Origin of the sequence: Caniella muris, from assembly GCF_943193035.1 — a bacterium.
GTDB lineage: Bacteria > Actinomycetota > Coriobacteriia > Coriobacteriales > Atopobiaceae > Granulimonas > Granulimonas faecalis.
Genome location: NZ_CALPCK010000001.1, coordinates 679,667 through 699,571, shown reverse-complemented (window position 1 = coordinate 699,571; position 19,905 = coordinate 679,667). Strand labels below are relative to the sequence as shown.

Genomic DNA, 19,905 nt, shown 5'->3' with positions numbered 1-19,905 from the left:
AAAGTGTCCGGGTGGTGGGACAGGGGGGCGGCGGGTTTGCGCTACCCATTTACCCCTGTCAAAATGATGGCTCGATTACCGGTTGCTTTCAGATTCGTGATGGAAGGGGAGGGTCATGGCCGTCTACGTGCTCTCCGACGTCCATGGGCACCTGCGGGCGCTCGACGGCGCCCTCGCCCAGGCGTCGCCCGCCGACGACGACCGCGTCTACGTGCTCGGCGACATGGTCGACCGGGGGCCGGACCCCATGGGTGTCATCCGCCTGCTCCGCGGGCTGCCCAACGCCACCGTGCTCGCCGGCAACCACGAGCAGCTCATGCTCTCCTGCGTGGGAAACCCCGACGACCGCGCCGCCTGGGACCTCTGGATGCGCAACGGCGGCACCACCACGGCCCAGGGCCTCATGGGCCTCGTGCCCGAGGCCTACGAGCACACGGTCTCGTGGGTGCGGCGCCTCCCGCTCTTCGACGTCGTGACGGCGGGCGGCCGACCGTGGGTTCTCGTGCACGCCGGCATCGTGGACCCCGCGCCCCCCGAGGGCGGCGTGTGGGACGAGCGCTCGCTCTTCTCCATGCTCCTGGACCAGCGTCCCGACGACCTGCTCTGGGTGCGCTCGGGGTTCTGGGACCGCCCCACGGGGCTCGTGTCGGAGGAGGGCCCGTCCCCCGTGGTGGTGGCCGGCCACACGCCCTCCACCTACCTGCCCTACGTGACCGACGCCATGGACGGCCCCGTGGCCGACGACGACGGCCGCGGCGTCATGGTCTGGGTGGGCGGCGACAAGCTCGATGTCGACTGCGCGGCGGCGGGGGGCCATCCGGAGGGCCAGGTGGGGATCGTGCGCCTGGACGACGGGGCCACGTTCTACGAGCCGGTGCGGGAGGGCGAGTAGGGGAGGGCCCGGGGCCTGGCGCTCGGGGCCTAGCGCTTCTTGGGCGCCTTCCAGCGGCGGGGCTGCTTCACGGCCTTGGGGCGGTACGCCCGGGCGGCGTCGAGCACCTCGTCCACGGTGTAGGAGCCGGGAAACGCCGCCACGCGGATCTCGACCGCCGGGATGCCCTGGGCGAGGCGCGCGCGGACGTTGGCGGCGGGGTGGGGCGCCATGCGCCCCTGGAGGTCCTCCGGGTCCTTGAGGTCGATGGCCAGCGTGTGGCCCTGGCGCACCTGCCAGTCGTAGACGGCGGCGATGTCGTCCCAGGGTATGAGGCCGGGGGCCGCGGAGGAGGAGTTGTCGGTGATGCCGCGCTCGTCCACCTCGAGGGCCCAGCGGTGCTCGGGGAGCATGCGCATGAAGATGATGGCGCAGGCGGAGCCCACGACCACGCCCGTGGCGGAGGCCCACACGCGCCACGGCGCCTCCCCGTAGGAGCCCACCGACGTCAACAGGATGAACAGCGACGCCACGGCCACCACGGCGCCGATGGCGATGAAGATGCGCTGGCGGGTGGTGTCGGCGGCGATGCGGAACGGCTGGGGACCTTCGGTGCGAGCGGTCATGGGACCTCCAGGACGGCGGGCGCGCTGGCGCCGCGCGGCGGTGGTTTCCTGATGTCTTTCTGTTAAAGAAAGAGGAGAAACCCGGCATTGGTTTTTGGCTGTGCCATGCTGCCTATAATGACAGGCGGGCACGGTGCCGTGCCCGTCAAACCGTGATGAGTGGCCAAGATGCCCCAAGGAGGCAACATGAGCGATTTCGTTAAGCCAAGCCAGGTCTTCGTGGACAACCCCTCCAAGAGCCGCGAGGAGGTCCTCCAGCTCCTGTCCGACCAGGCCGTGGCCCTGGGCATGGCCGAGGACGCCTCCGCCGTGCGCGCCGCCTACGACGCTCGCGAGGACATGGGTGCCACCGGCATGCAGGACGGCTTCGCCATCCCCCACGCCAAGGCCGACGCCATCAAGGAGGCCGGCGTCATCGTCGTGAAGCTCCAGGAGCCCGTCGAGTGGCCGTCCTTCGACGACAAGCCCGTCGACGTGGTCATCTCCCTGCTCGTCCCCGACGGGGAGGCCGGCACCACCCACATCAAGCTCCTCTCCAACGTCGCCGTGATGCTCATGCGCGAGGAGTTCCGCGACGCCATGCGCGCCACCGACGACGCCGAGAAGATCGCCGCCATCATCAACGACGGCCTCGACGCCTAGCCGCGCCCCGATCCGCCCTGCCCCGGCGCCCCCTGTCGCGATGCGGCCCGGGGCGCCGTTTTTTGTGGGGAGGGGCCCTTGATGCGGGCGGAGCCGCGTTTGGGGGCGTTCCGGCGGGCGAACCGCTCCAGCACCACGGTCACCCAGCTGGAGATGAGCAACGGCTGCAGCACGAGGTTGATGTTGGCCGGCGTGAGGGCGATGGAGAAGAACTGGCCGAGGCCCTCCGGGTGCCCGAGGCGCGCCACGCTGGCAAACCCCTCGAAGAAGCACTGGTAGACCACGCAGAAGATGGTCAGCCACTGGATGATGTACTCGAAGATCTGGTACTCGTCGCCGCCCATGGACACCCAGCCGAAGCGGCCGCGCAGGAGGCGTCGCACCTCGTACTGCACGATGGCGGTGGCAAACACCAGGAGGAAGATGGCGGTCATGAGCGTCCCCGCCGAGAACCGGCCGTCGTCGGTCACCAGGAGGCCCATGAGCGCGGCGGTAGGCCCGGGGGCCCGGAGCAGCGCGGCGGCCCCCACCAGGAGCGCGGCCATCACCAGGGCGTTGCCCACCATGACGGCGCAGAACTCCAGCACCACGTGGAAGATGCGCCAGCGCACCTTGGGGTCGTCGCCCTGGTACATGATGCGCCCGCAGGCGTAGAGGGTCACAAGCACGATGAGTGCGCGCGCGATGACGGTCACGGGGCTCCCTTCCCACGCATCCTGTCCGGGGCACGGCGCCCCGGGGTGCTCGTACCCATCGGGCGAGGGTGAGAGGCCCCGGGTGCCTTGTGAGACAATGGCCGGTGTCCGATGAGCGCCGACCGCGAGAGGGGGACCCGAATGGGCAGATGCCGCTGGCACAGGCTGGGGAGGAGCTGGCCCGTTGAGGTCCCCGCCGAGGGGCTGCTCCACGGGGCGGTGTCGGTCGAGCGCGGCGCGTCCGGGTGGGTGCGCCCGCTGCGGTTCTTCCCCTCCCAGCTCAGGGCCCTGGGGAGCTGCGCCGCGTGGCACCCGTCGCTATACCGGGCCCAGGCGCGCACCACCTCGGGGATCGTGGTCGAGTTCGAGACCGATGCCTCCGAGTGCGCCCTCCAGATAGACGTGGACCCCGAGCCCCGCACCACCACGGCCCAGGTGGAGCTCGCCGCCGGCGGCCCCACGGACGACCCGTTCGACGGCGTCTCGGCCACGGTCGACGGCCGGCCCGTGGCGCCGTGCATGCCCCCGGAGGGCCCTGTGGAGCTCGTGGTGGACCTCGCCGGCGAGGAGGGCGACCCCACGCTGCCGGGGTTCGACCCGCGCCGCCACGTGCGCATCTACCTGCCGGCCCTGAGGGGCTGCACCGTGGGCAGGGTGCTCTGCGACGGCACGTACGTGGACCCGGTGCCGCCCCGGCCCACCCTCCTCGTGCTGGGCGACTCCATCTCCCAGGGGTTCCTCGCCGGCGACCCGGCCGGCACCTGGCCCGCGCTCGTGGCGGCCGACAAGGGCCTCGACCTCGTGAACCAGGGCGTGGGCGGCCTCGTGTTCCAGCCCACGGCCCTCATGGGCCTCGGGGCCCTCGAGGCCCCGGACACGGTGTGGGTGGCCCTCGGCCCCAACTACCGCTTCGAGGGGTGGTCCGGCACCGTCGTGGCCCGCGAGGTCGCCGCCTACATCGACACCGTGTGCGCCCTCTGGCCGGAGGCCCGCCTCTTCTGCGCCACGCCGACGCCCCACGACGAGGACGCCTACCCCACGGCCCGCGGCGCCGCCTACGGCACGGTCCCGGGCCTCATCGCCGACGCCTGCGCCCGCCACCCGGAGGTGACCCTCGTGGACGGCCTCGAGCTCCTCGAGGACCGCGCCCGCTACTTCGCTGACGCCGACCACCCCTCGGCCCGCGGCGCCCGGCTCATGGCCCTGCGCATCGGCCGCGTCATGGCCGGCGAGCCGCCCATCGACACCATGGCGGCCAAGAAGGCCCGCCGCGCCGCCCGGGAGGCCCTCGCCGCCCGGGAGGGCGCCGAGCCCTGCGAGCTGCCGCCGGAGGACACCGAGCCCTTCGACCTCGCCGCGCTGGCGCCGGCCGTGCCCTGCCACCTGGAGCCGCTGGCCCCGGCGTCGGTGGGGGAGGGCGCCCCTGCCTGCGCCGACGCCGCGCCCGCACCGGGGGCCGCGGAGGCGGGGGAGAGGGCCGGCGCCGCCGCACCCGCACCGGCGCCCGACGCCGCCGAGCCCGCCCTCGGGCGCGCCCTGGAGGGTCGCTTCAACGCCCTCTGCGGGTCGCTGCCCGGCCTCGACGCCGAGGGCCGCGCCGCGGGGCAGGCCTACCTCGCCGGGACGCACGCCCTCTACCACGGGGCACCGCTCAGCTGGGCCTTCACGCCCAAGCTGTTCACCGTCGAGGGCGAGCGCCTGCTCGCCGACGCCGCCGAGACCATGTACCGCATCATGGTCAAGACGCTCCGGGCCTACCGCTCCGACCCGTCGGTGCGCGCCGCCTTCGGGCTGCCCGCCGACGTCGAGCGCCTCTGCCTCATCGAGGACCACTTCCCCTGCCCGGTCCCTGTGGCCCGCGTGGACGTGTTCCTGAACGAGGACACCGGGGAGTACTGGTTCTGCGAGCTCAACTGCGACGGATCGGCGGGCATGACGGCCACCGACGAGGTCTCCCGCGCCGTGGCCCTGAGCCCCACGTTCGCCGCGCTCGAGGGGGAGCGCCCCGGCCTCGAGCCCTACTCGGTGGTGGACGCCTGCGCCCGCGAGGTCCTGGACTGCTACGGTGCCTGGGACCGGGCCGGGACCGGGCCCTTCCCGGCGGGGCGGCCCAGCCTCGCCGTCGTCGACTACCTGGAGTCGCTCTCCCGCGACGAGGCCGAGGACTTCGTGGCCCGCTTCGCCGCCATGGGCGTGGACGCCCGCATCACGGACATCCGCGACCTCTCCGTCGACGAGGTGGGCGGCCGGTGGCGCCTCGTGGACGGCCGCGGCCCCATAGACTGCGTGTGGCGCCGCGTGGTGGTCTCGGAGATGATGGGGAAGCCCTGTGACGGCGCAGACGCCCTGGTCCTCGCCGCCGAGGAGAACCTGGCCTGCGTGGTGGGCGGCTTCTCCACCTGGCCCTGCGCCACCAAGAACGTGTTCGCCTTCTTCCACGGGCCGGAGGCGGCCTCGGTGCTGGACGCCGGGGAGCTCGAGTTCGTTCGGGCCCACGTGCCGTTCACCAAGGTGCTCGCCCCGGGGGACGACCTCTCCCCCTACCTCGACCGGGAGGCCTGGATCGTCAAGCCCGCCGACGGCTACAACGCCGACTCCGTCGTGGCCGGCCGGGACGTGGGCGACGGGCGCTGGCTCGAGGTCCTCGGGCGGGCCCGCGAGACCGGCGCCGTCGTGCAGGCCTACGCGCCGCAGTACGTGTGCCCCGTGGTCGTGGGCGGCTGCGCGCCGGAGGACGTCACCCAGCTCTCGGGCGTCGTGGACGCCTCCTGCATGGAGGGCCTCTACCTCTTCGGCGGGCGCTTCTCGGGCGTCTTCACCCGCTGCGGCGTGGGCGCCACCATCGGCGAGTGGACGAGCCGCCTCAACATGGGCTGCTTCGTGGACCGCGGGGGCCGGCCGTGAGGCCCGGCAGCCGGCAGGGCGCCCTCAACCCCCTGGCGCCCGGCCTCGCCCGGGGGCTCTCCCCCGAGGCGCGGGCCCAGGTGGCCGAGAACGCCGCCCGGGGCGCCTGCAGCCCCTGGGCCACGCCCGACTCCGCGGCGCTCCGCCGTGCGGACGAGCCCCGGGACGTGGCCACGGCCCTCCGCCCCGCCTTCATGCGCGACGTCGAGAAGGTCATGCACCTGCCGGCCTACAACCGCCTCGCCGGCAAGACCCAGGTGTTCAGCTTCCTCGCCGACGAGGACCTCTCGCGCCGCGGCCTCCACGTGCAGCTCGTGAGCCGCGTGGCCCGCGACATCGGCCGGGCACTCGGCCTCAACTGCGACCTCATCGAGGCCGTGGCCCTCGGCCACGACATCGGCCACACGCCGTTCGGCCACGCCGGCGAGCGCTTCCTGGACGCCATCCTGCGCCGTCGCGACGGGCGGCGATTCTTCCACAACGTGCACTCCGTGCGCGTGCTCGACACCCTCTACGGGCGCAACCTCTGCCTCCAGACCCTGGACGGCATCCTCTGCCACAACGGCGAGTGCGAGCTCCAGCGCTTCACCGTCTCGGGCCTCTCCTCGTTCGAGGGGTTCGACGCCGCCGTGGCCGCCTGCGCCACGGAGGGCGATGGGGCCGTGGGACACCTCAGGCCCATGACGCTCGAGGGCTGCGTCGTGCGCGTGGCCGACATCGTGGCCTACGTGGGCAAGGACCGCCAGGACGCCATCCGCGCCGGGCACGTGGGGGAGGGCTCCTTCGCCGACGGCCTCGGCGGCGCCTACAACAGCTGGGCCCTCGACGCCTTCATCTCGGACATCGTGGAGTCGAGCCTGGGCCAGGACGCCATAGTGATGAGCGACGAGGGGTTCGCCGAGCTCAAGCGCGCCAAGCGGGAGAACTTCGAGCGCATCTACCACTCCACCGAGATAAACGGGGCCACGAGCCACGCCGTGGAGGGGCTGTTCGAGCTCGTGTTCGACGCCGCCCTCGACGACCTCCGGGCCGGCCGGGCCGACGCGCCGGTCTTCGCCCACCACGTGGCGCCCCTGGAGGCAGACCTCGCCCACTACGGCCGCACCTACGACTGGGAGGCCGACCCGGTGCAGACGGCGGCCGACTACATCGCCTCGATGACCGACGACTACTTCATGGCCCTCGCCGAGCGCCTGGACCCCGACGCCGCCAAGGTGTTCCCCCAGCACAACTACTTCGACGCCCTGGGCTGAGGCCCGAGACCTGAGGCTCCCGGCGCCCGCGCCCTCCCCGGTGCACATCAGTCCGTGTCCCGCGCCTGTGCCTGATTTTCAGCTACCATTGCCCGGACAACCGCGAGCATCCTCACGTTAGGGGAGACCAATGCACCCTGAGACCAGCCAGTCCCCGCGGGCCGGCCGCGCCCTCACGCCGCGCGCCCTCGTCATCGGGTCGGTGGGCAGCGCCGTGCTCACGGCGAGCTCCATGTTCATCGCCCTCAAGATGGGGGCCCTGCCCTGGCCCATCGTCTTCGCGGCCCTGGCCTCGGTGGTGACCCTGAGGGCCCTCGGCGGCCGGGACCTCCACGAGGCCAACGTGTGCCACGCGGCCATGAGCGCCGGCGCCATGGTGGCCGGCGGCCTCGCCTTCACGCTGCCCGGGCTCTGGATGCTGGGCCCCCAGTACCAGGTGACGTTCCCCCAGGTGCTGCTCTGCGCCCTGTCGGGCACGGCCCTCGGCCTCGTGGCCTCGGCGGTGCTCCAGCCCTACTTCATCCGGGAGCGGCGCCTGGCCTACCCCGTGGGCCTCTCGGCGGCGGACACCCTCAGGGCCTGCGACGGCTCCCAGGGCAAGGACGCCCCGGTGCTCTTCGGGTCCATGGGCCTCGCCGCCCTCTACGCCTTCGTCCGCGACAACCTGGGGGTACTGCCCTCGGTCCTGGGCTTCGGCGGCGTCATCCCCGGCGTCACCCTAGGCGTGTACAACTCGCCGATGATGGCGGCCATGGGCTTCGTGGTGGGCGTCGTGCCCGCCCTCGTGTGGTTCGCCGGCGCCGTCCTGGGCACCGTCGTGGTGGCCTGGGCGCTCCCCGCCCTCGGCGTCATCGCCGCCGCGGACGCGCCGTCCATCCAGACGAGCCTCGGCCTCGGCCTCATGCTCGGCGTGGGCGGCGGGGCCGTGGTCTCGGGGCTCGCCCCCGTCGTCAAGGCGCGCCTCGCGGGCGGCGCCGGCGCCGCGCCGCGCCCCGACGCCGCCGAGGAGCGCCGCCGCCTCTCCGTGCCCCGCTCCGCCGTGGCGCTCGCCATGGCCGTGGTGGCCGTCGTCGCCTGCGTGGGCCTCGGCCTCGGGCCGCTGCCGTCGGTCGTCGTCATCCTCGGCGCGTGGTTCTCGGTGTACCTCTCCGCGTGGCTCACGGGCACCATGGGCATCAACCCCATGGAGATCTTCGGCGTGCTCGTGCTGCTGCTCGTGCGCATCGCCTTCGCGGGCCTCTCCATGGAGACGCTGTTCCTCGGTGCGGCCGTGGTGGCCGTGGCCTGCGGCATCGTGGGCGACGTCATGAACGACCTCAAGGCCGGCGACGCCCTGGACACCGACCCGCGCGACCAGTTCGCCGGCATGGCGGTGGGCGGCCTCGTGGGCGCCGTGGTCGCCTCGCTCATGCTCATGGCCCTGGCCGGCGCCTACGGGCCCGAGGCCTTCGGCCCCGAGGCCACCGGCGCCGACACCTTCGTGGCCGCCCAGGCCTCCGTCGTGGCGACCATGGCGGGCGGTATCCCCCACGTGGGCGTGTTCTTCGGCGCCCTGGCGGCCGGCTTCGTCATGGCCCTGCTCAAGCTGCCGGTCATGACGCTCGGCCTGGGCGTGTACCTGCCGTTCCACATGAGCGCGTCGGCGGGCCTCGGCGCCCTCGTGCGCATCGTCGTGGAGCACCGCCACAGGGATGACGACCCCGAGGCCAAGGCGGCCCGGGAGGCGCGCTGGCAGGCGGCGGCGTCGGGCCTTCTCGGCGGCGAGTCGCTCGTGGGCGTGGTGACGGCCTTCGTGGCCGTGGCCCTCATGCTCGCAGGCTGACGGCCGGCCGGGACGCGCACGGCCGGGACGCGGAGGGCGCCCGGGACCCGTCTCAGACGGCGGTCCCGGGCGCCCTGTCCGTCTGCGCCCGCATGCTGTACCCGGGCCGGACCCTCAGCGGCCCAGGGCCCTCCGCCGGGCGTCGGCCGCGGCCACGAAGGCCGAGAAGAGCTCGGGCTGCGTGCCCATGATCTCCGGGTGCCACTGCACGCCCATGAAGAACGTGCGGTCCGTGAAGTCGATGGCCTCGGGCGTGCCGTCGAGGGCGCGCGCCACCACGTGGCCGCCCTGGGGCACCTCGGAGATGGCCAGGTGGTGGATGGAGTTCACCCGGGTCTCCAGGCAGCCGAGGATGCGGGCGAGCTCGCTGTTGGGCTCCACCAGCACGTCGTGGCTCGGCGTGTCGAAGGGCTCGGGCTGCAGGTGGCTGCCGATGTGCGCGGCCATGGACCAGGCCTGCTCGCTCACGTCGCGCACGAGCCTCCCGCCCATGGCCACGTTCATGACCTGGAGGCCGCGGCAGACGCCCAGGCACGGCACGTCCCGGTCCCAGCAGGCGTGCACGAGGGCGCCCTCGAAGGCGTCGCGCACGGGCATGGTCTCGCCGAGGGGGTGGTGGGTGGAGTCGTCGTAGGCGCGGCCGCCGAAGCTTGCGCCGTCGATGTCGCAGCCGCCGGTGAACACGATGCCGTCGAAGCGCTCGGCCACCTCGTCGGCGCAGGCGTCGGCGCCCTCGTGGGCGGGCAGGCCAACGGGGAGTCCGCCGGCCTCGTAGACGCGGTCCGCGTAGTCCTTGAAGATGATGAGGTACTCGCCCGTCTCGTCGGGCCTGCCGCAGATGCCGATGAGGGGGCGGCGGCAGGTCCCCGCCGTGTAGTCCATGGTCCCTCCGTCGAGTTCGTGGGTTTGGGCCAGTATGGCGAACATTAGTTTCCAAGACCTTACAATACCTGCCATGGACACTCTATTCTCCCAGCGGGAGCGCGAGGCCAAGGCGCGGTTCGCACCCCTCGCCGCCCGTATGCGCCCCCACACCCTCGAGGAGTTCGTCGGCCAGACCCAGGCGGTGGGCCCCGGCTCGTGGCTGCGCCGCGCCATCGAGCACGACGCGCTCTCCTCCGTGATCCTCTACGGCCCCGCCGGCACGGGCAAGACCACCCTGGCCCGCATCGTGGCCAACGTCACCCGGGCGGAGTTCGTGGAGGTGTCGGCCATCACCGGCACCGTCAAGGACCTCCGCCGCGAGGTGGACGCCGCCGAGCACCGCCTGCTCTCCGACGGCCGGCGCACGATCCTGTTCGTGGACGAGATCCACCGCTTCAACCGCAGCCAGCAGGACGCCCTGCTCCACGCCGTGGAGGACCGCGTGGTGGTGCTCGTGGGCGCGACCACCGAGAACCCCTACTTCGAGGTCAACTCGGCCCTGCTGTCCCGCAGCCGCGTGGTGGAGCTCACGGCCCTGGACGACGGCGCCGTGGGGGAGCTCGTGGACCGCGCCCTGGCCAGCGACCGGGGCCTCCGCGGCTGCTTCGCCCTGGACGACGAGGCCCGCGCCGCCGTGGTGTCGCTCGCCGGCGGCGACGGCCGGGCCGCACTCACCACGCTGGAGCTGGCGGCCCAGCTCGCGAGCCCCGACGGCACGGTGCCGGCGTCCGTCCCGGAGGAGGGCCCCTACGCCATCACGGTCGCCGAGGTCGAGGAGGCCAACCCCCGCCGCGGCCTGCCCTACGACAAGGGCGGCGACATGCACTACGACGTCGTCTCGGCCTTCATCAAGTCCATGCGCGGCTCCGACCCCGACGCCGCCCTCTACTGGCTCGCCCGCATGATCGACGGGGGAGAGGACCCGCGCTTCATCGCCCGCCGCATCCTCATCTGCGCGTCCGAGGACGTGGGCAACGCCGACCCCCAGGCCATCCTCGTGGCCGAGGCCGCCTTCAAGGCCGCGGAGGTCATCGGCTACCCGGAGTGCCGCATCAACCTGGCCCAGGCGGCCACGTACCTCGCCCTCGCGCCCAAGTCCAACGCCTGCGAGGCCGGCATAGACGCCGCCCTCTCCGAGGTGCGCCGCGGCCCGCGCCGCGAGGTGCCCAACCACCTGCGCGACCGCCACCGCCCCGGGTCCGACTCCTACGGGCCCTACCTCTACCCCCATGCCTTCCCGGCCGGCTGGGTCCCCCAGCGCTACCTGCCCGAGGGCCTCTCCGCGGGCGCGTTCTGGCACCCGTCGGAGCGGGGGTGGGAGGCCTGGCGCCGTGAGGCCGTGGCCCGCGACCGCGGCGGTGGGCCCGCGCCCTCAGATGGGTAGAATGCAAACCATCGGAGCGAACGGGCCCCGGCCGAGGCCGGCGCCCTGAGAAAGGGAACGCCATGAACATCTGGATTATCGTCGCGCTCGTCGTGCTCATCGCCGCCTTCGTGTGGGTGGGCGTCGAGATCGCCCTCACCCTGCGCAAGGTCCGCGGCAAGGTCGACGGCCTCGTGGACAAGGTCGACGGCACGGTCGACGGGCTCCAGGGCACCATCAAGAACGTCGACAAGGCCGTCGCCGACCTCAACCCCGCCATCCAGGAGGTCAAGCCCCTCCTCGGCAAGGTGGAGACCACGGTGGACGCCCTCTCCCTCGACCTCCTGCAGGTGAACACCATCCTGTCCGACGTGGGGACCGTCACCGGGGCCGCCTCCGACGCCACCACCGCCGTGAGCGGCGTCGTCGACAAGGCCGCCGCCGTCGCGGGCCGCGCCGTCAGCAAGATCACCGGCAAGGGCGGCGAGCAGGAGGCCCAGCCGCTGCCCGAGGCCGAGGCCGCGGCCATCGACGCCGCGGCCCCCGAGGTCGAGACCGTCTCCGACGACAGCGGGTACTTCACCTATCCCGCCAGCGCCCCCACCGACAGCGACAACGAGTAGGAGAGGTCCCATGGAAAGCAAGATCGTCGAGCTCAAGACCCCCGCAGCGGCGGAGTTCGCCCGCTCGGTGCGCATGCTGGCAGCCAACCTGGCCGTGGTCTGCGGCCTGTCCATCGACGACGTCGAGGACGTCCGCATGGCCGCCGAGGAGGGCTTCGTCTACGCCTGCGCCACCGAGCAGGACTTCTGCGACATCCTCTTCGCCATCGACGAGGCCCAGATCCAGATGAGCTTCTCCCTGGGCCCCTGCCGCGACGTGGAGGACGCCTACGAGGAGGGCTCGTTCGACTACGCCCAGCTCATCCTCGGCTCGGTCACCGACGAGTACTCCATCGACGACGGCCACACGCGCCTCACGGTCCTCAAGAAGATGGGAGGGGCCGAGTGAGCGAGTCCAGGCCCCAGGTCTCCCGGACCTCCGGCATTCACGCCCGCCGCATGTCCGCCGGTGCCGGCAGAGGCAAGCTGGCGTGGGACAAGGAACGCACGCGGGAGCTCTTCGCCCTGTACAAGGACGAGGGCGACGAGGACGCCCGCGAGCAGCTCATCGTGAGCCACCTCAACCTCGTGCGCTTCCTCGCCTCCAAGTTCAAGAACCGCGGCGAGTCGCTCGACGACCTCATCCAGGTGGGCACGATCGGCCTCATCAAGGCCATCGACCGCTTCGAGCCGGAGCGCGGCCTGGAGTTCACTACCTACGCCACGCCCACCATCATGGGCGAGATCAAGCGCCACTTCCGCGACAAGGGCTGGTCCGTGCGCGTGCCCAGACGCCTGCAGGAGCTCTCGGCCAAGGTCAACCAGGCCACCGACGAGCTCACCAAGGACCTCCAGCGCTCGCCCTCCGTGGACGAGATCGCGGCCTCCCTCGGCGTCACCGTCGACGAGGTCCTCGAGGCCATGGAGTCCTCGAGCGCCTACAGCTCCGTGCCCCTCGAGGGCGGCGGGTCCGGCGACCAGGACGCCCCCTCGGTCATCGACCACTACGCCACCGAGGACCAGGACCTCCTCGCCTCCGACGACCGCATGGTCATCGAGGACACCATCGGCTCCTTCTCGCCGCGCGAGCAGGAGGTCCTCAAGATGCGCTTTCAGGACGGCCTCACCCAGGTGGAGATCGCCAAGCGCCTCGGCGTGAGCCAGGTGCAGGTCTCGCGCTTCCTGCGCCGCACCCTCAAGAAGGTCCAGGACCGCATCGACCCCGAGGGGTTGATGGGGTAGCATGGCCGGCCAACCGTCAGGACAGCAGCCGACGGGGGTCCCCGCGTCCGACCGCCTGCGCATGGTGCGCGTGTGGACGGTCGTGGGGTTCGTCCTCGTCTTCATCTTCGTGGTCTGGGCCCTGGGCTTCCTGGCCCCGGCCATCGAGTTCCTCGCCGTGGGCATCATCGTGGGCTTCATCTGCAGCCCGCTCGTCAACTGGCTCGAGAACCACGGCGTGGGGCGCGCCCTCGGCGCCATCATGGCCCTCGTGTGCGTGCTCGGCGTGGCCGCCGCCGTGGTGGCGGTGCTGGGCCCCGCGTTCACCGAGCAGCTCACGTCGCTCCTCGAGCGCATCCCCGGCTACCTCCGCGAGACCCAGGACTGGCTGCGCTCGCTCTTCGAGCGCTACGGCAACGCGGACACCGCGGACCTCCAGCAGAACATGACCGGCGTGGTGGACGCCCTGTCCACCATGGGGTCGAGGTTCGCCACCGACCTCGCGAGCCAGCTCTCCAGCGGCCTGCTGCCCAACCTCATGAACATCGTCAACGTGTTCTTCATGTTCTTCCTGGGCCTCGTCATGGCCTACTGGCTCGCGCGCGACTACCCCAGGATCGTGCGGGAGTTCGCCGTCATCGCCGGCCCCGCCCACCGCGACGACCTCACGCTGCTCCTGGCCGTCGCCAGCCGCTCCATGGGCGGCTACATGCGCGGCATCGTCATCACGTCCATCGTGGGCGGCTCCCTGGCGTTCCTCGGCTTCACGGTCGTTGGCCAGCCCTACGCCCCGCTCATGGGCATCCTCACGGGCCTGCTCCACTTCGTGCCCGTCGTGGGCCCCTGGATCAGCGCGGCCATCGCCACGGTGACGGCCCTGTTCGTGAGCCCGGTGTGCGCCTTCTGGACCCTCGTGGCGGCCATGGTGGCCGAGAACGTCACCGACAACGTCGTGAGCCCCGTCGTCATGCGCTCCGCCGTCCAGGTGCACCCCGCCCTGTCGCTCCTCGCCATCGTGGTGGGCTCGAGCCTCGGTGGCGCCGTGGGCATGGCCATCTCCATCCCGGTGAGCGCCGCCATCAAGGGCGTGTTCATCTACTACTTCGAGACCCGCACGGGCCGCCAGCTCGTGTCCCGGGACGGCGCGCTCTTCCAGGGCACGCCCTACCGCCATGCCGACGGCAGCCCGGCGCCCTCCTGCGACGCCCTCGACGACGACCACTTCTTCGCCACGAGCCGCCTCGTGTCCGAGCCGCCCGAGACCGACGTCACGGCCGAGGCCGACCCGGCGCCCAGGCCCGACGTCACCGAGGTCATCCGACGCCACGCCGCGGAGGCCGCCTCCATCCTCGAGCGCGGCCACGACCGCGCGTCGGGGCAGCGCGGCGACGCCCCCGACGACGGCCGGGACCGGGACAAGCGGTAGAATGCCCCCTGTATGCGACCAGCCTGCAAAGGAGAAGCCCCGTGGCTGAACTTGACTACCCGACCATGACCACCGCAGAGATCCGCTCCTCGTTCCTCGACTTCTTCGAGGCCCACGGCTGCAAGCGGTTCCCGTCCTCCTCGCTGGTCCCCGACGACCCGTCGCTGCTCCTCGCCAACGCCGGCATGAACCAGTTCAAGCAGTACTACCTGGGCACCAAGACCCTCAAGGACGCCATCGGCGCCACCTCGTGCCAGAAGTGCCTGCGCACCAACGACATCGACGCCATCGGTCTCGACGGGCGCCACCTCTCGTTCTTCGAGATGCTCGGCAACTTCGCCTTCGGCGGCTACTCCAAGCGCCAGGCCTGCGAGTGGGCGTTCGACTTCATCGTCAACCACCTGCACCTCCCGCTCGACCGCCTCTACTTCACCGTCTTCACCGACGACGACGACTGCGCGGCCATCTGGGAGTCCCTGGGCGTGGACCCGGGCCACATCTCGCGTCTGGGCGAGGATGACAACTTCTGGGCCGCCGGCCCCACCGGCCCCTGCGGCCCCTGCTCCGAGATCTACTTCGACCAGGGCGAGGAGCACGGCTGCGGCAGCCCCGACTGCGCCCCGGGCTGCGACTGCGACCGCTTCCTCGAGTTCTGGAACCTCGTGTTCACCCAGTACGACCGCCAGGAGGACGGCACGCTGGTGGACCTCCCGCACCAGAACGTCGACACCGGCATGGGCCTCGAGCGCATGGCCGCCATCATGCAGCACAAGTCGTCCAACTACGACGGCGACATCCTCTGGAGCCTCATCGAGCTCGGCGAGCGCCTCTCCGGCGCCACCTACGGCGAGGAGTTTTCCAAGGACGTCTCGCTGCGCATCATCGCCGACCACTCCCGCGCCGTCACGTTCATGATCGGCGACGGCATCCTGCCCTCCAACGAGGGCCGCGGCTACGTGCTGCGCCGCCTGCTCCGCCGCGCCGTCTTCCACGGCCGCCTGCTGGGCATCGAGGACGCCTTCCTCTGCGACTACGTGGCCGAGGTGACGCGCCTCATGGGCGACACCTACCCCGAGCTCGTGGAGAACGCCGCCCTCATCGAGGGCACCGTGCGCGCCGAGGAGGCCCGCTTCTCCTCCGTCATCGAGACCGGCCGCCTCTACCTGGAGGGGGAGCTCGAGAGGCTCGCGGAGGGGGAGACCCTCTCCGGCCACGTGGCCTTCACCCTGCACGACACCTACGGCTTCCCCGTGGACCTCACCCGCGAGATCGCCCTCGGCGCCGGCCACGACATCGACCAGGAGGCCTTCGACGCCGACATGGAGGCCCAGCGCTCCCGCGCCCGCGCCGCCGGCGCCACCGACTCCGACGCCTGGAGCCAGGTGGACGTCTGGACGGCCCTGTCCGACTCCGTGGACGCCACGGAGTTCCACGGCTACGAGGAGGGCGAGCTCCGCGGCTGCACCGTGCTGTCCATCGTGCGCGACGGCGAGAGCGTCATGCGCGCCGAGACCGGCGACGACGTGGAGGTCGTGCTCGACCGCACCCCGTTCTACGCCGAGATGGGGGGCGAGGTGGGCGACACCGGCGAGCTCTCCGGCATCGAGTTCCGCATGGACGTGGACGACACCGTCTCCCACGACGGCCTCACGGCCCACGTGGGTCGCGTCAAGGGCGGCTTCGTGCGTGTGGGCGACATCGTGACCGCCGAGGTCGACGAGCGCCGCCGCGAGCTCATCCGCCGCAACCACACGGCCACCCACCTGCTGGATGCCGCCCTCAAGCGTGTCCTGGGCGACCACGTGCACCAGGCCGGCTCCCTCGTGGCCCCCGACCGCCTGCGGTTCGACTTCACCCACTTCGAGGCCCTGACCCAGGCGCAGGTCCAGGAGATCGAGGGGCTCGTCAACGAGCAGATCTTCCTCGCCCTGCCGGTGACCACCGAGCTCATGTCCATCGAGGACGCCAAGGCCTCCGGCGCCGTGGCGCTCTTCGGCGAGAAGTACGGCGACGAGGTGCGCGTGGTGCGCGCCGGCGAGGGCCCCGAGCCCTTCTCGGCGGAGCTCTGCGGCGGCCTCCACGCCTCCAACACCGCCGAGCTCGGCATCTTCAAGATCGTCTCCGAGGGCTCCGTGGGCAGCGCCGCCCGGCGCATCGAGGCCGTGACCTCGCTCGGCGCCCTGGACTTCGTCAACGGCCGCCTCGACGCCCTCGACGCCGCGGCCGCCTCCCTCAAGAGCCGCCCCGCCTCCGTGGCCGGCGCCGTGGACGACATGCTCGCCCGCGAGCGCGACCTCAAGGCCAAGCTCAAGCGCGCGCTCTCCGGCGCCGGCGCCAACGCCGCCGCGGACGCCCTGGCCGACGCCATCCAGTGCGACGGCTACAGGGCCGTGGTGACGCGCCTGGACGGCCGCGACGCGCGCGACCTCCGTGGCGTCTGGGACACCCTACGCGAGCAGGCCAAGGGCCCCGTGGCGTGCTTCCTCGTCTCCCAGTCCGACGAGGGCAAGGTGTCGCTTCTGGCCGCCGGCACCAAGGAGGCCGTCGAGGCCGGCTTCGACGGCGGCGCCGTCGTGAAGGCGGTCACCGGCGCCTTCGGCGGCCGCGGCGGCGGCAAGCCCGCCATGGCCCAGGGCGGGCTGCCCGGCCCTGCGGTCGTCGCCGACGCCCTCGACGCCGTGCGCGAGCGTCTGGGCCAGGGGAAGTAGCCGGTGCGGTACCTCGCCCTTGACATCGGGGAGCGGCGCATCGGCGTGGCGGCGTCCGACGCCTCGGGCGCCGTCGCCTTCCCGGTGTGCGTGCTCCCCGCCAACGAGGTGCTCTCGGGCGCCCGGACGTTCCGGCGCGTCCTGGAGGACCACGAGCCCGACGCCCTGGTGTGCGGCAGGCCCAGGACCATGGCCGGCGACGACGGCCCCCAGGCCGAGCGGGTCATGGCCCAGGCGCGCGACATCGCCCGTGCCTGCGGTCTTCCTCTGGAATTCGCGGACGAGCGTCTCTCCAGCGCCGAGGCGAAGCGTATCTTGAGGGCCCAGGGCATGGACGAGCGCTCCATGCGGGGCAAGGTAGACATGGTCGCGGCGTCGCTCTTCCTCCAGGCGTTCCTCGACGCCCGACCCCACGAGAGTTAGGAACCCATGGCAGACCCCAGGAACCCCCGCGGCGGTGCCGGAACGGGGCCGGGACGTCCCGACCGCGCGCCCCGTCACAGCCGCCAGCAGGGCCGTCGTGCCGCGGAGACCTCCCGCGCCGGCGCCCCGCGGGCCCGCCATGCCGCCTCCCCGCGCCCCCAGGCCGCGGACCGCGCCACCTCCCCACGCCGCGAGGCCTCCCGCGCCACCTCCCCGCGCGTCGCCTCCGGCGCCACCACGCGCCGGGTCTCCGAGCGCACCCAGGCCCAGACCCGCAGCCGCGGCGCCGTGCGCCACCCCAGGTCCGGCGGCCCCGCCGCCCCCTCGCGCCTCCCCCTGGTCGTGGCCGCCGTCGCGGCGGTCGCCGCCGTCGTGGTCGCCTGCCTCGTGCTCTCGCGCTGCGCCGCCCCCGCGCCCGACGCCCCCTCCCAGGAGCCCGCGTCCGGCGAGGTCGAGATCCAGGTGGCCGAGGGCGCCGGCACCGACGCCATCGCACAGTCGCTCGTGGACGCCGGCCTCGTCAAGGACTCCGCCACGTTCACCAAGGCCGTCATGGCCCAGGGGGCGGGCCAGTCGCTCAAGCCCGGCACCTACCGCTTCGCCGCGGGCACCCCGGTCACCCAGATCGTGGAGCAGCTCGTGGAGGGCCCCAACACCACGTCCAACCGCGTCACCGTGCCGGAGGGCCTCACCGTTGCCAAGACGGCCGCCTGCGTGCAGGACGCCCTCGGCATCCCGGCTGACGACTTCGTGGCCCAAGCGAAGGCCTCCAACTACTCCGCCGACTACCCGTTCCTCTCCGAGGCCGCCGACGACTCCCTCGAGGGCTTCCTCTGGGCCTCCACCTACGACTTCTCCGGCAAGGAGGTCTCGGCCGACGCCGTGATCCGCGCCATGCTCGACCGTTACGCCACAGCCACCGCGTCGCTGGACTGGCAGTCCGGGGAGGCCGCCCTCAAGAGCACGTACGGCGTGGACTTCGACGACTACGACGTGCTCACCCTCGCCTCGGTCATCGAGCGCGAGGCCGTGACCGAGCAGGACCGCCCGCTCGTCTCGTCCGTCTTCTACAACCGCATGCGCGACGGCATGCCTCTGCAGTCCGACGCCACCATGGGCTACGTGACCGGCGGCGAGGTGACGGCCGACGACCTCAAGACGGAGTCTCCGTACAACTCCTACCTCAACAAGGGTCTGCCCCCCACGCCCATCTGCACGCCCTCCATCGAGTGCATCCAGGCGGCGCTGAACCCGCAGTCCACCGACTACCTGTACTTCCTCATCATCGAGAACGGCACCTACTCCAACCACACGTTCTCGCGCACCTACGACGAGCACATGGCCGCCATCGAGCAGGCCAAGCGGGACCAGGCGTCATGAGCGCCGAGCGCGGGGGCACGCCCCTGACCCGCCCGTGGGCCCGCTACCACGCGGTCCCCGACATCCCCGTGGGGCGCCTCGTGGACGAGGGTGTGCGGCTCGTGCTGCTCGACCGCGACAACACCTGCGTTCCCGGGGACGCCGAGCACGCGCCGGCCGAGGTGGCGGCGTGGTTCGACCGGGCCCGCGCGGCCGGCCTCGCCCTCTGCCTCGTCTCCAACAACTTCCACGGCACCCGGGTGGCCGCGAGCGCCGCCGAGCTGGGCGTGCCCAAGGTGGACCATGCCATGAAGCCGGCGCCCTTCGCCCTCTGGGCCGCGTGCGGGGCCATGGGCGTGCCCGTGGAGCAGACGGTGCTCGTGGGCGACCAGGTGTTCACCGACGTCATGGCCGCCAACCTGGCCGGCGTGCGCCCCATCCTCGTTGACCCGCAGTCCACCGAGGAGCTCTGGTACACCCGCGTCTTCCGCCTGTTCGAGCGGGCCGCCTCGGGCGACCCCGCCTACACCGCCGACCGCCCCTGACGCGGCCGTGGCAGCCTTCCTCGCCCTCGCCGCCTGGGCCTCCGTCGCCGACGCCCGCGAGCGCAGGCTGCCCAACGCCCTCCTGGCCGCCATGGCGGCCGTCGCCCTGGCCTTCCAGATGGCCCGGGCCCTCTCCCTGCCGCTCTCCCCGGGGCTCCCGTGGCTCGCCGCCCTCGCCGGCTGCCTTCCCGCCCCCGGGCCCCTGCTCGCGGGTGCCGTCGCCGTGACGGTCGCCGCCGCTGCGGCCGAGCTCTGCGCCCGGCGCCTCGGCCGGGGTGCGGTCGGCATGGGCGACGTCAAGCTCCTCGGCTGCTGGGCCGCGCTCCTCGGCTGGGGGCCGGCCGTGGCCGCCATGGCCGCCGGGCTCTGCCTCGGCGCCGCCGTCGCCGCCCTGCGCGGGCGGGCCACGTTCGCCGTGGGCCCGTGGGCGTGCCTCGCGGGCGCCGTCGCCGCATTCCTCTGCGCCTTCGGACCGGTGATACTATCGTTCAGGTGAAACCGGCGAGACGGGGGAGGGGGAG

Annotated in this window: 18 protein-coding genes; 15 read left to right on the top strand and 3 right to left on the bottom strand. The window is 72.5% G+C overall.

Going from position 1 to position 19,905, the window contains the following annotated elements:
- Nucleotides 1-115 precede the first annotated feature (115 nt).
- Nucleotides 116-892: a metallophosphoesterase gene (locus NFR49_RS03180; protein WP_251158218.1), complete on the top strand. Its 777-nt coding sequence runs from the start codon at nt 116-118 to the stop codon at nt 890-892.
- Between the two features lie 29 nt (nt 893-921).
- Here NFR49_RS03180 and NFR49_RS03175 read toward each other — a convergent pair whose 3' ends face one another.
- Entirely contained in the window at nt 922-1,497 is a 576-nt protein-coding gene (locus NFR49_RS03175) for an STM3941 family protein (protein ID WP_251158217.1), read from the bottom strand.
- Between the two features lie 186 nt (nt 1,498-1,683).
- On the opposite strand from NFR49_RS03175, the gene NFR49_RS03170 reads away from it, so the two are divergent.
- Nucleotides 1,684-2,139, top strand: a complete 456-nt coding sequence (locus tag NFR49_RS03170; RefSeq protein ID WP_251158216.1) for a PTS sugar transporter subunit IIA — start codon at nt 1,684-1,686, stop codon at nt 2,137-2,139.
- Here NFR49_RS03170 and NFR49_RS03165 read toward each other — a convergent pair.
- Nucleotides 2,136-2,834 carry an SA1002 family membrane protein gene (locus NFR49_RS03165; protein ID WP_251158215.1) on the bottom strand — a complete coding sequence of 233 codons (699 nt, stop codon included), beginning with the start codon at nt 2,832-2,834 and terminating at the stop codon, nt 2,136-2,138. The two genes, NFR49_RS03170 and NFR49_RS03165, sit on opposite strands and share 4 nt — an antisense overlap.
- A 141-nt stretch (nt 2,835-2,975) precedes the next feature.
- Between NFR49_RS03165 and NFR49_RS03160 the strand changes: the two genes are divergently transcribed.
- The 3 genes from NFR49_RS03160 (at nt 2,976) to NFR49_RS03150 (ending at nt 8,813) form a co-directional block, all read left to right on the top strand.
- The gene (locus NFR49_RS03160; protein ID WP_251158214.1) at nt 2,976-5,738 is read left to right on the top strand and encodes an SGNH/GDSL hydrolase family protein; all 2,763 of its coding nucleotides are present in this window, start codon (nt 2,976-2,978) and stop codon (nt 5,736-5,738) included.
- Complete coding sequence (locus NFR49_RS03155; protein ID WP_251158213.1) at nt 5,735-6,991, top strand: deoxyguanosinetriphosphate triphosphohydrolase family protein; 1,257 nt, start codon at nt 5,735-5,737, stop codon at nt 6,989-6,991. The genes NFR49_RS03160 and NFR49_RS03155 overlap by 4 nt, the downstream gene beginning before the upstream one ends.
- A 130-nt stretch (nt 6,992-7,121) precedes the next feature.
- Nucleotides 7,122-8,813, top strand: a complete 1,692-nt coding sequence (locus tag NFR49_RS03150; protein ID WP_251158212.1) for an OPT/YSL family transporter — start codon at nt 7,122-7,124, stop codon at nt 8,811-8,813.
- A 114-nt stretch (nt 8,814-8,927) separates the two neighbouring features.
- Here NFR49_RS03150 and NFR49_RS03145 read toward each other — a convergent pair whose 3' ends face one another.
- Nucleotides 8,928-9,695: a gamma-glutamyl-gamma-aminobutyrate hydrolase family protein gene (locus NFR49_RS03145; RefSeq protein ID WP_251158211.1), complete on the bottom strand. Its 768-nt coding sequence runs from the start codon at nt 9,693-9,695 to the stop codon at nt 8,928-8,930.
- Nucleotides 9,696-9,768: 73 nt separating this feature from the next.
- Here NFR49_RS03145 and NFR49_RS03140 point away from each other — a divergent pair, with 73 nt between their 5' ends.
- The 10 genes from NFR49_RS03140 to NFR49_RS03095 all read left to right on the top strand — a co-directional run bounded on the left by NFR49_RS03140 (nt 9,769) and on the right by NFR49_RS03095 (nt 19,880).
- On the top strand, nt 9,769-11,121 hold the full coding sequence (locus NFR49_RS03140) for a replication-associated recombination protein A (protein ID WP_251158210.1): 1,353 nt from the start codon (nt 9,769-9,771) through the stop codon (nt 11,119-11,121).
- 62 nt (nt 11,122-11,183) lie between these two features.
- Entirely contained in the window at nt 11,184-11,723 is a 540-nt protein-coding gene (locus NFR49_RS03135) for a DUF2703 domain-containing protein (RefSeq protein WP_251158209.1), read from the top strand.
- Nucleotides 11,724-11,733: 10 nt separating this feature from the next.
- Nucleotides 11,734-12,111: an ATP-binding protein gene (locus NFR49_RS03130; protein ID WP_251158208.1), complete on the top strand. Its 378-nt coding sequence runs from the start codon at nt 11,734-11,736 to the stop codon at nt 12,109-12,111.
- A 50-nt stretch (nt 12,112-12,161) separates the two neighbouring features.
- The gene (locus NFR49_RS03125; RefSeq protein ID WP_135977454.1) at nt 12,162-12,944 is read left to right on the top strand and encodes a SigB/SigF/SigG family RNA polymerase sigma factor; all 783 of its coding nucleotides are present in this window, start codon (nt 12,162-12,164) and stop codon (nt 12,942-12,944) included.
- 1 nt (nt 12,945) lies between these two features.
- Entirely contained in the window at nt 12,946-14,349 is a 1,404-nt protein-coding gene (locus NFR49_RS03120) for an AI-2E family transporter (protein WP_251158207.1), read from the top strand.
- 65 nt (nt 14,350-14,414) lie between these two features.
- Nucleotides 14,415-17,057, top strand: a complete 2,643-nt coding sequence (gene alaS, locus NFR49_RS03115; protein ID WP_251158917.1) for an alanine--tRNA ligase — start codon at nt 14,415-14,417, stop codon at nt 17,055-17,057.
- Between the two features lie 3 nt (nt 17,058-17,060).
- Nucleotides 17,061-17,480 (top strand): Holliday junction resolvase RuvX, encoded by a 420-nt coding sequence (ruvX, locus tag NFR49_RS03110; protein WP_251158206.1) that lies wholly within the window; start codon nt 17,061-17,063, stop codon nt 17,478-17,480.
- 6 nt (nt 17,481-17,486) lie between these two features.
- Complete coding sequence (gene mltG, locus NFR49_RS03105) at nt 17,487-18,860, top strand: endolytic transglycosylase MltG (RefSeq protein ID WP_251158205.1); 1,374 nt, start codon at nt 17,487-17,489, stop codon at nt 18,858-18,860.
- Nucleotides 18,857-19,384 (top strand): YqeG family HAD IIIA-type phosphatase, encoded by a 528-nt coding sequence (locus NFR49_RS03100; protein ID WP_251158204.1) that lies wholly within the window; start codon nt 18,857-18,859, stop codon nt 19,382-19,384. The genes mltG and NFR49_RS03100 overlap by 4 nt, the downstream gene beginning before the upstream one ends.
- Nucleotides 19,385-19,391: 7 nt before the next feature.
- Nucleotides 19,392-19,880: a prepilin peptidase gene (locus NFR49_RS03095; protein ID WP_251158203.1), complete on the top strand. Its 489-nt coding sequence runs from the start codon at nt 19,392-19,394 to the stop codon at nt 19,878-19,880.
- Nucleotides 19,881-19,905: the final 25 nt, after the last annotated feature.

Bases quoted from the DNA above. Each gene is read 5' to 3' on its own strand.
- mltG (WP_251158205.1), top strand. From the start codon at position 17,487: ATGGCAGACCCCAGGAACCCCCGCGGCGGTGCCGGAACGGGGCCGGGA.
- NFR49_RS03135 (WP_251158209.1), top strand. From the start codon at position 11,184: ATGAACATCTGGATTATCGTCGCGCTCGTCGTGCTCATCGCCGCCTTC.
- NFR49_RS03140 (WP_251158210.1), top strand. From the start codon at position 9,769: ATGGACACTCTATTCTCCCAGCGGGAGCGCGAGGCCAAGGCGCGGTTC.
- NFR49_RS03145 (WP_251158211.1), bottom strand. From the start codon at position 9,695: ATGGACTACACGGCGGGGACCTGCCGCCGCCCCCTCATCGGCATCTGC.
- alaS (WP_251158917.1), top strand. From the start codon at position 14,415: ATGACCACCGCAGAGATCCGCTCCTCGTTCCTCGACTTCTTCGAGGCC.
- NFR49_RS03175 (WP_251158217.1), bottom strand. From the start codon at position 1,497: ATGACCGCTCGCACCGAAGGTCCCCAGCCGTTCCGCATCGCCGCCGAC.
- NFR49_RS03100 (WP_251158204.1), top strand. From the start codon at position 18,857: ATGAGCGCCGAGCGCGGGGGCACGCCCCTGACCCGCCCGTGGGCCCGC.
- NFR49_RS03130 (WP_251158208.1), top strand. From the start codon at position 11,734: ATGGAAAGCAAGATCGTCGAGCTCAAGACCCCCGCAGCGGCGGAGTTC.
- NFR49_RS03170 (WP_251158216.1), top strand. From the start codon at position 1,684: ATGAGCGATTTCGTTAAGCCAAGCCAGGTCTTCGTGGACAACCCCTCC.
- NFR49_RS03180 (WP_251158218.1), top strand. From the start codon at position 116: ATGGCCGTCTACGTGCTCTCCGACGTCCATGGGCACCTGCGGGCGCTC.
- NFR49_RS03150 (WP_251158212.1), top strand. From the start codon at position 7,122: ATGCACCCTGAGACCAGCCAGTCCCCGCGGGCCGGCCGCGCCCTCACG.
- NFR49_RS03160 (WP_251158214.1), top strand. From the start codon at position 2,976: ATGGGCAGATGCCGCTGGCACAGGCTGGGGAGGAGCTGGCCCGTTGAG.
- NFR49_RS03125 (WP_135977454.1), top strand. From the start codon at position 12,162: ATGTCCGCCGGTGCCGGCAGAGGCAAGCTGGCGTGGGACAAGGAACGC.
- NFR49_RS03120 (WP_251158207.1), top strand. From the start codon at position 12,946: ATGGCCGGCCAACCGTCAGGACAGCAGCCGACGGGGGTCCCCGCGTCC.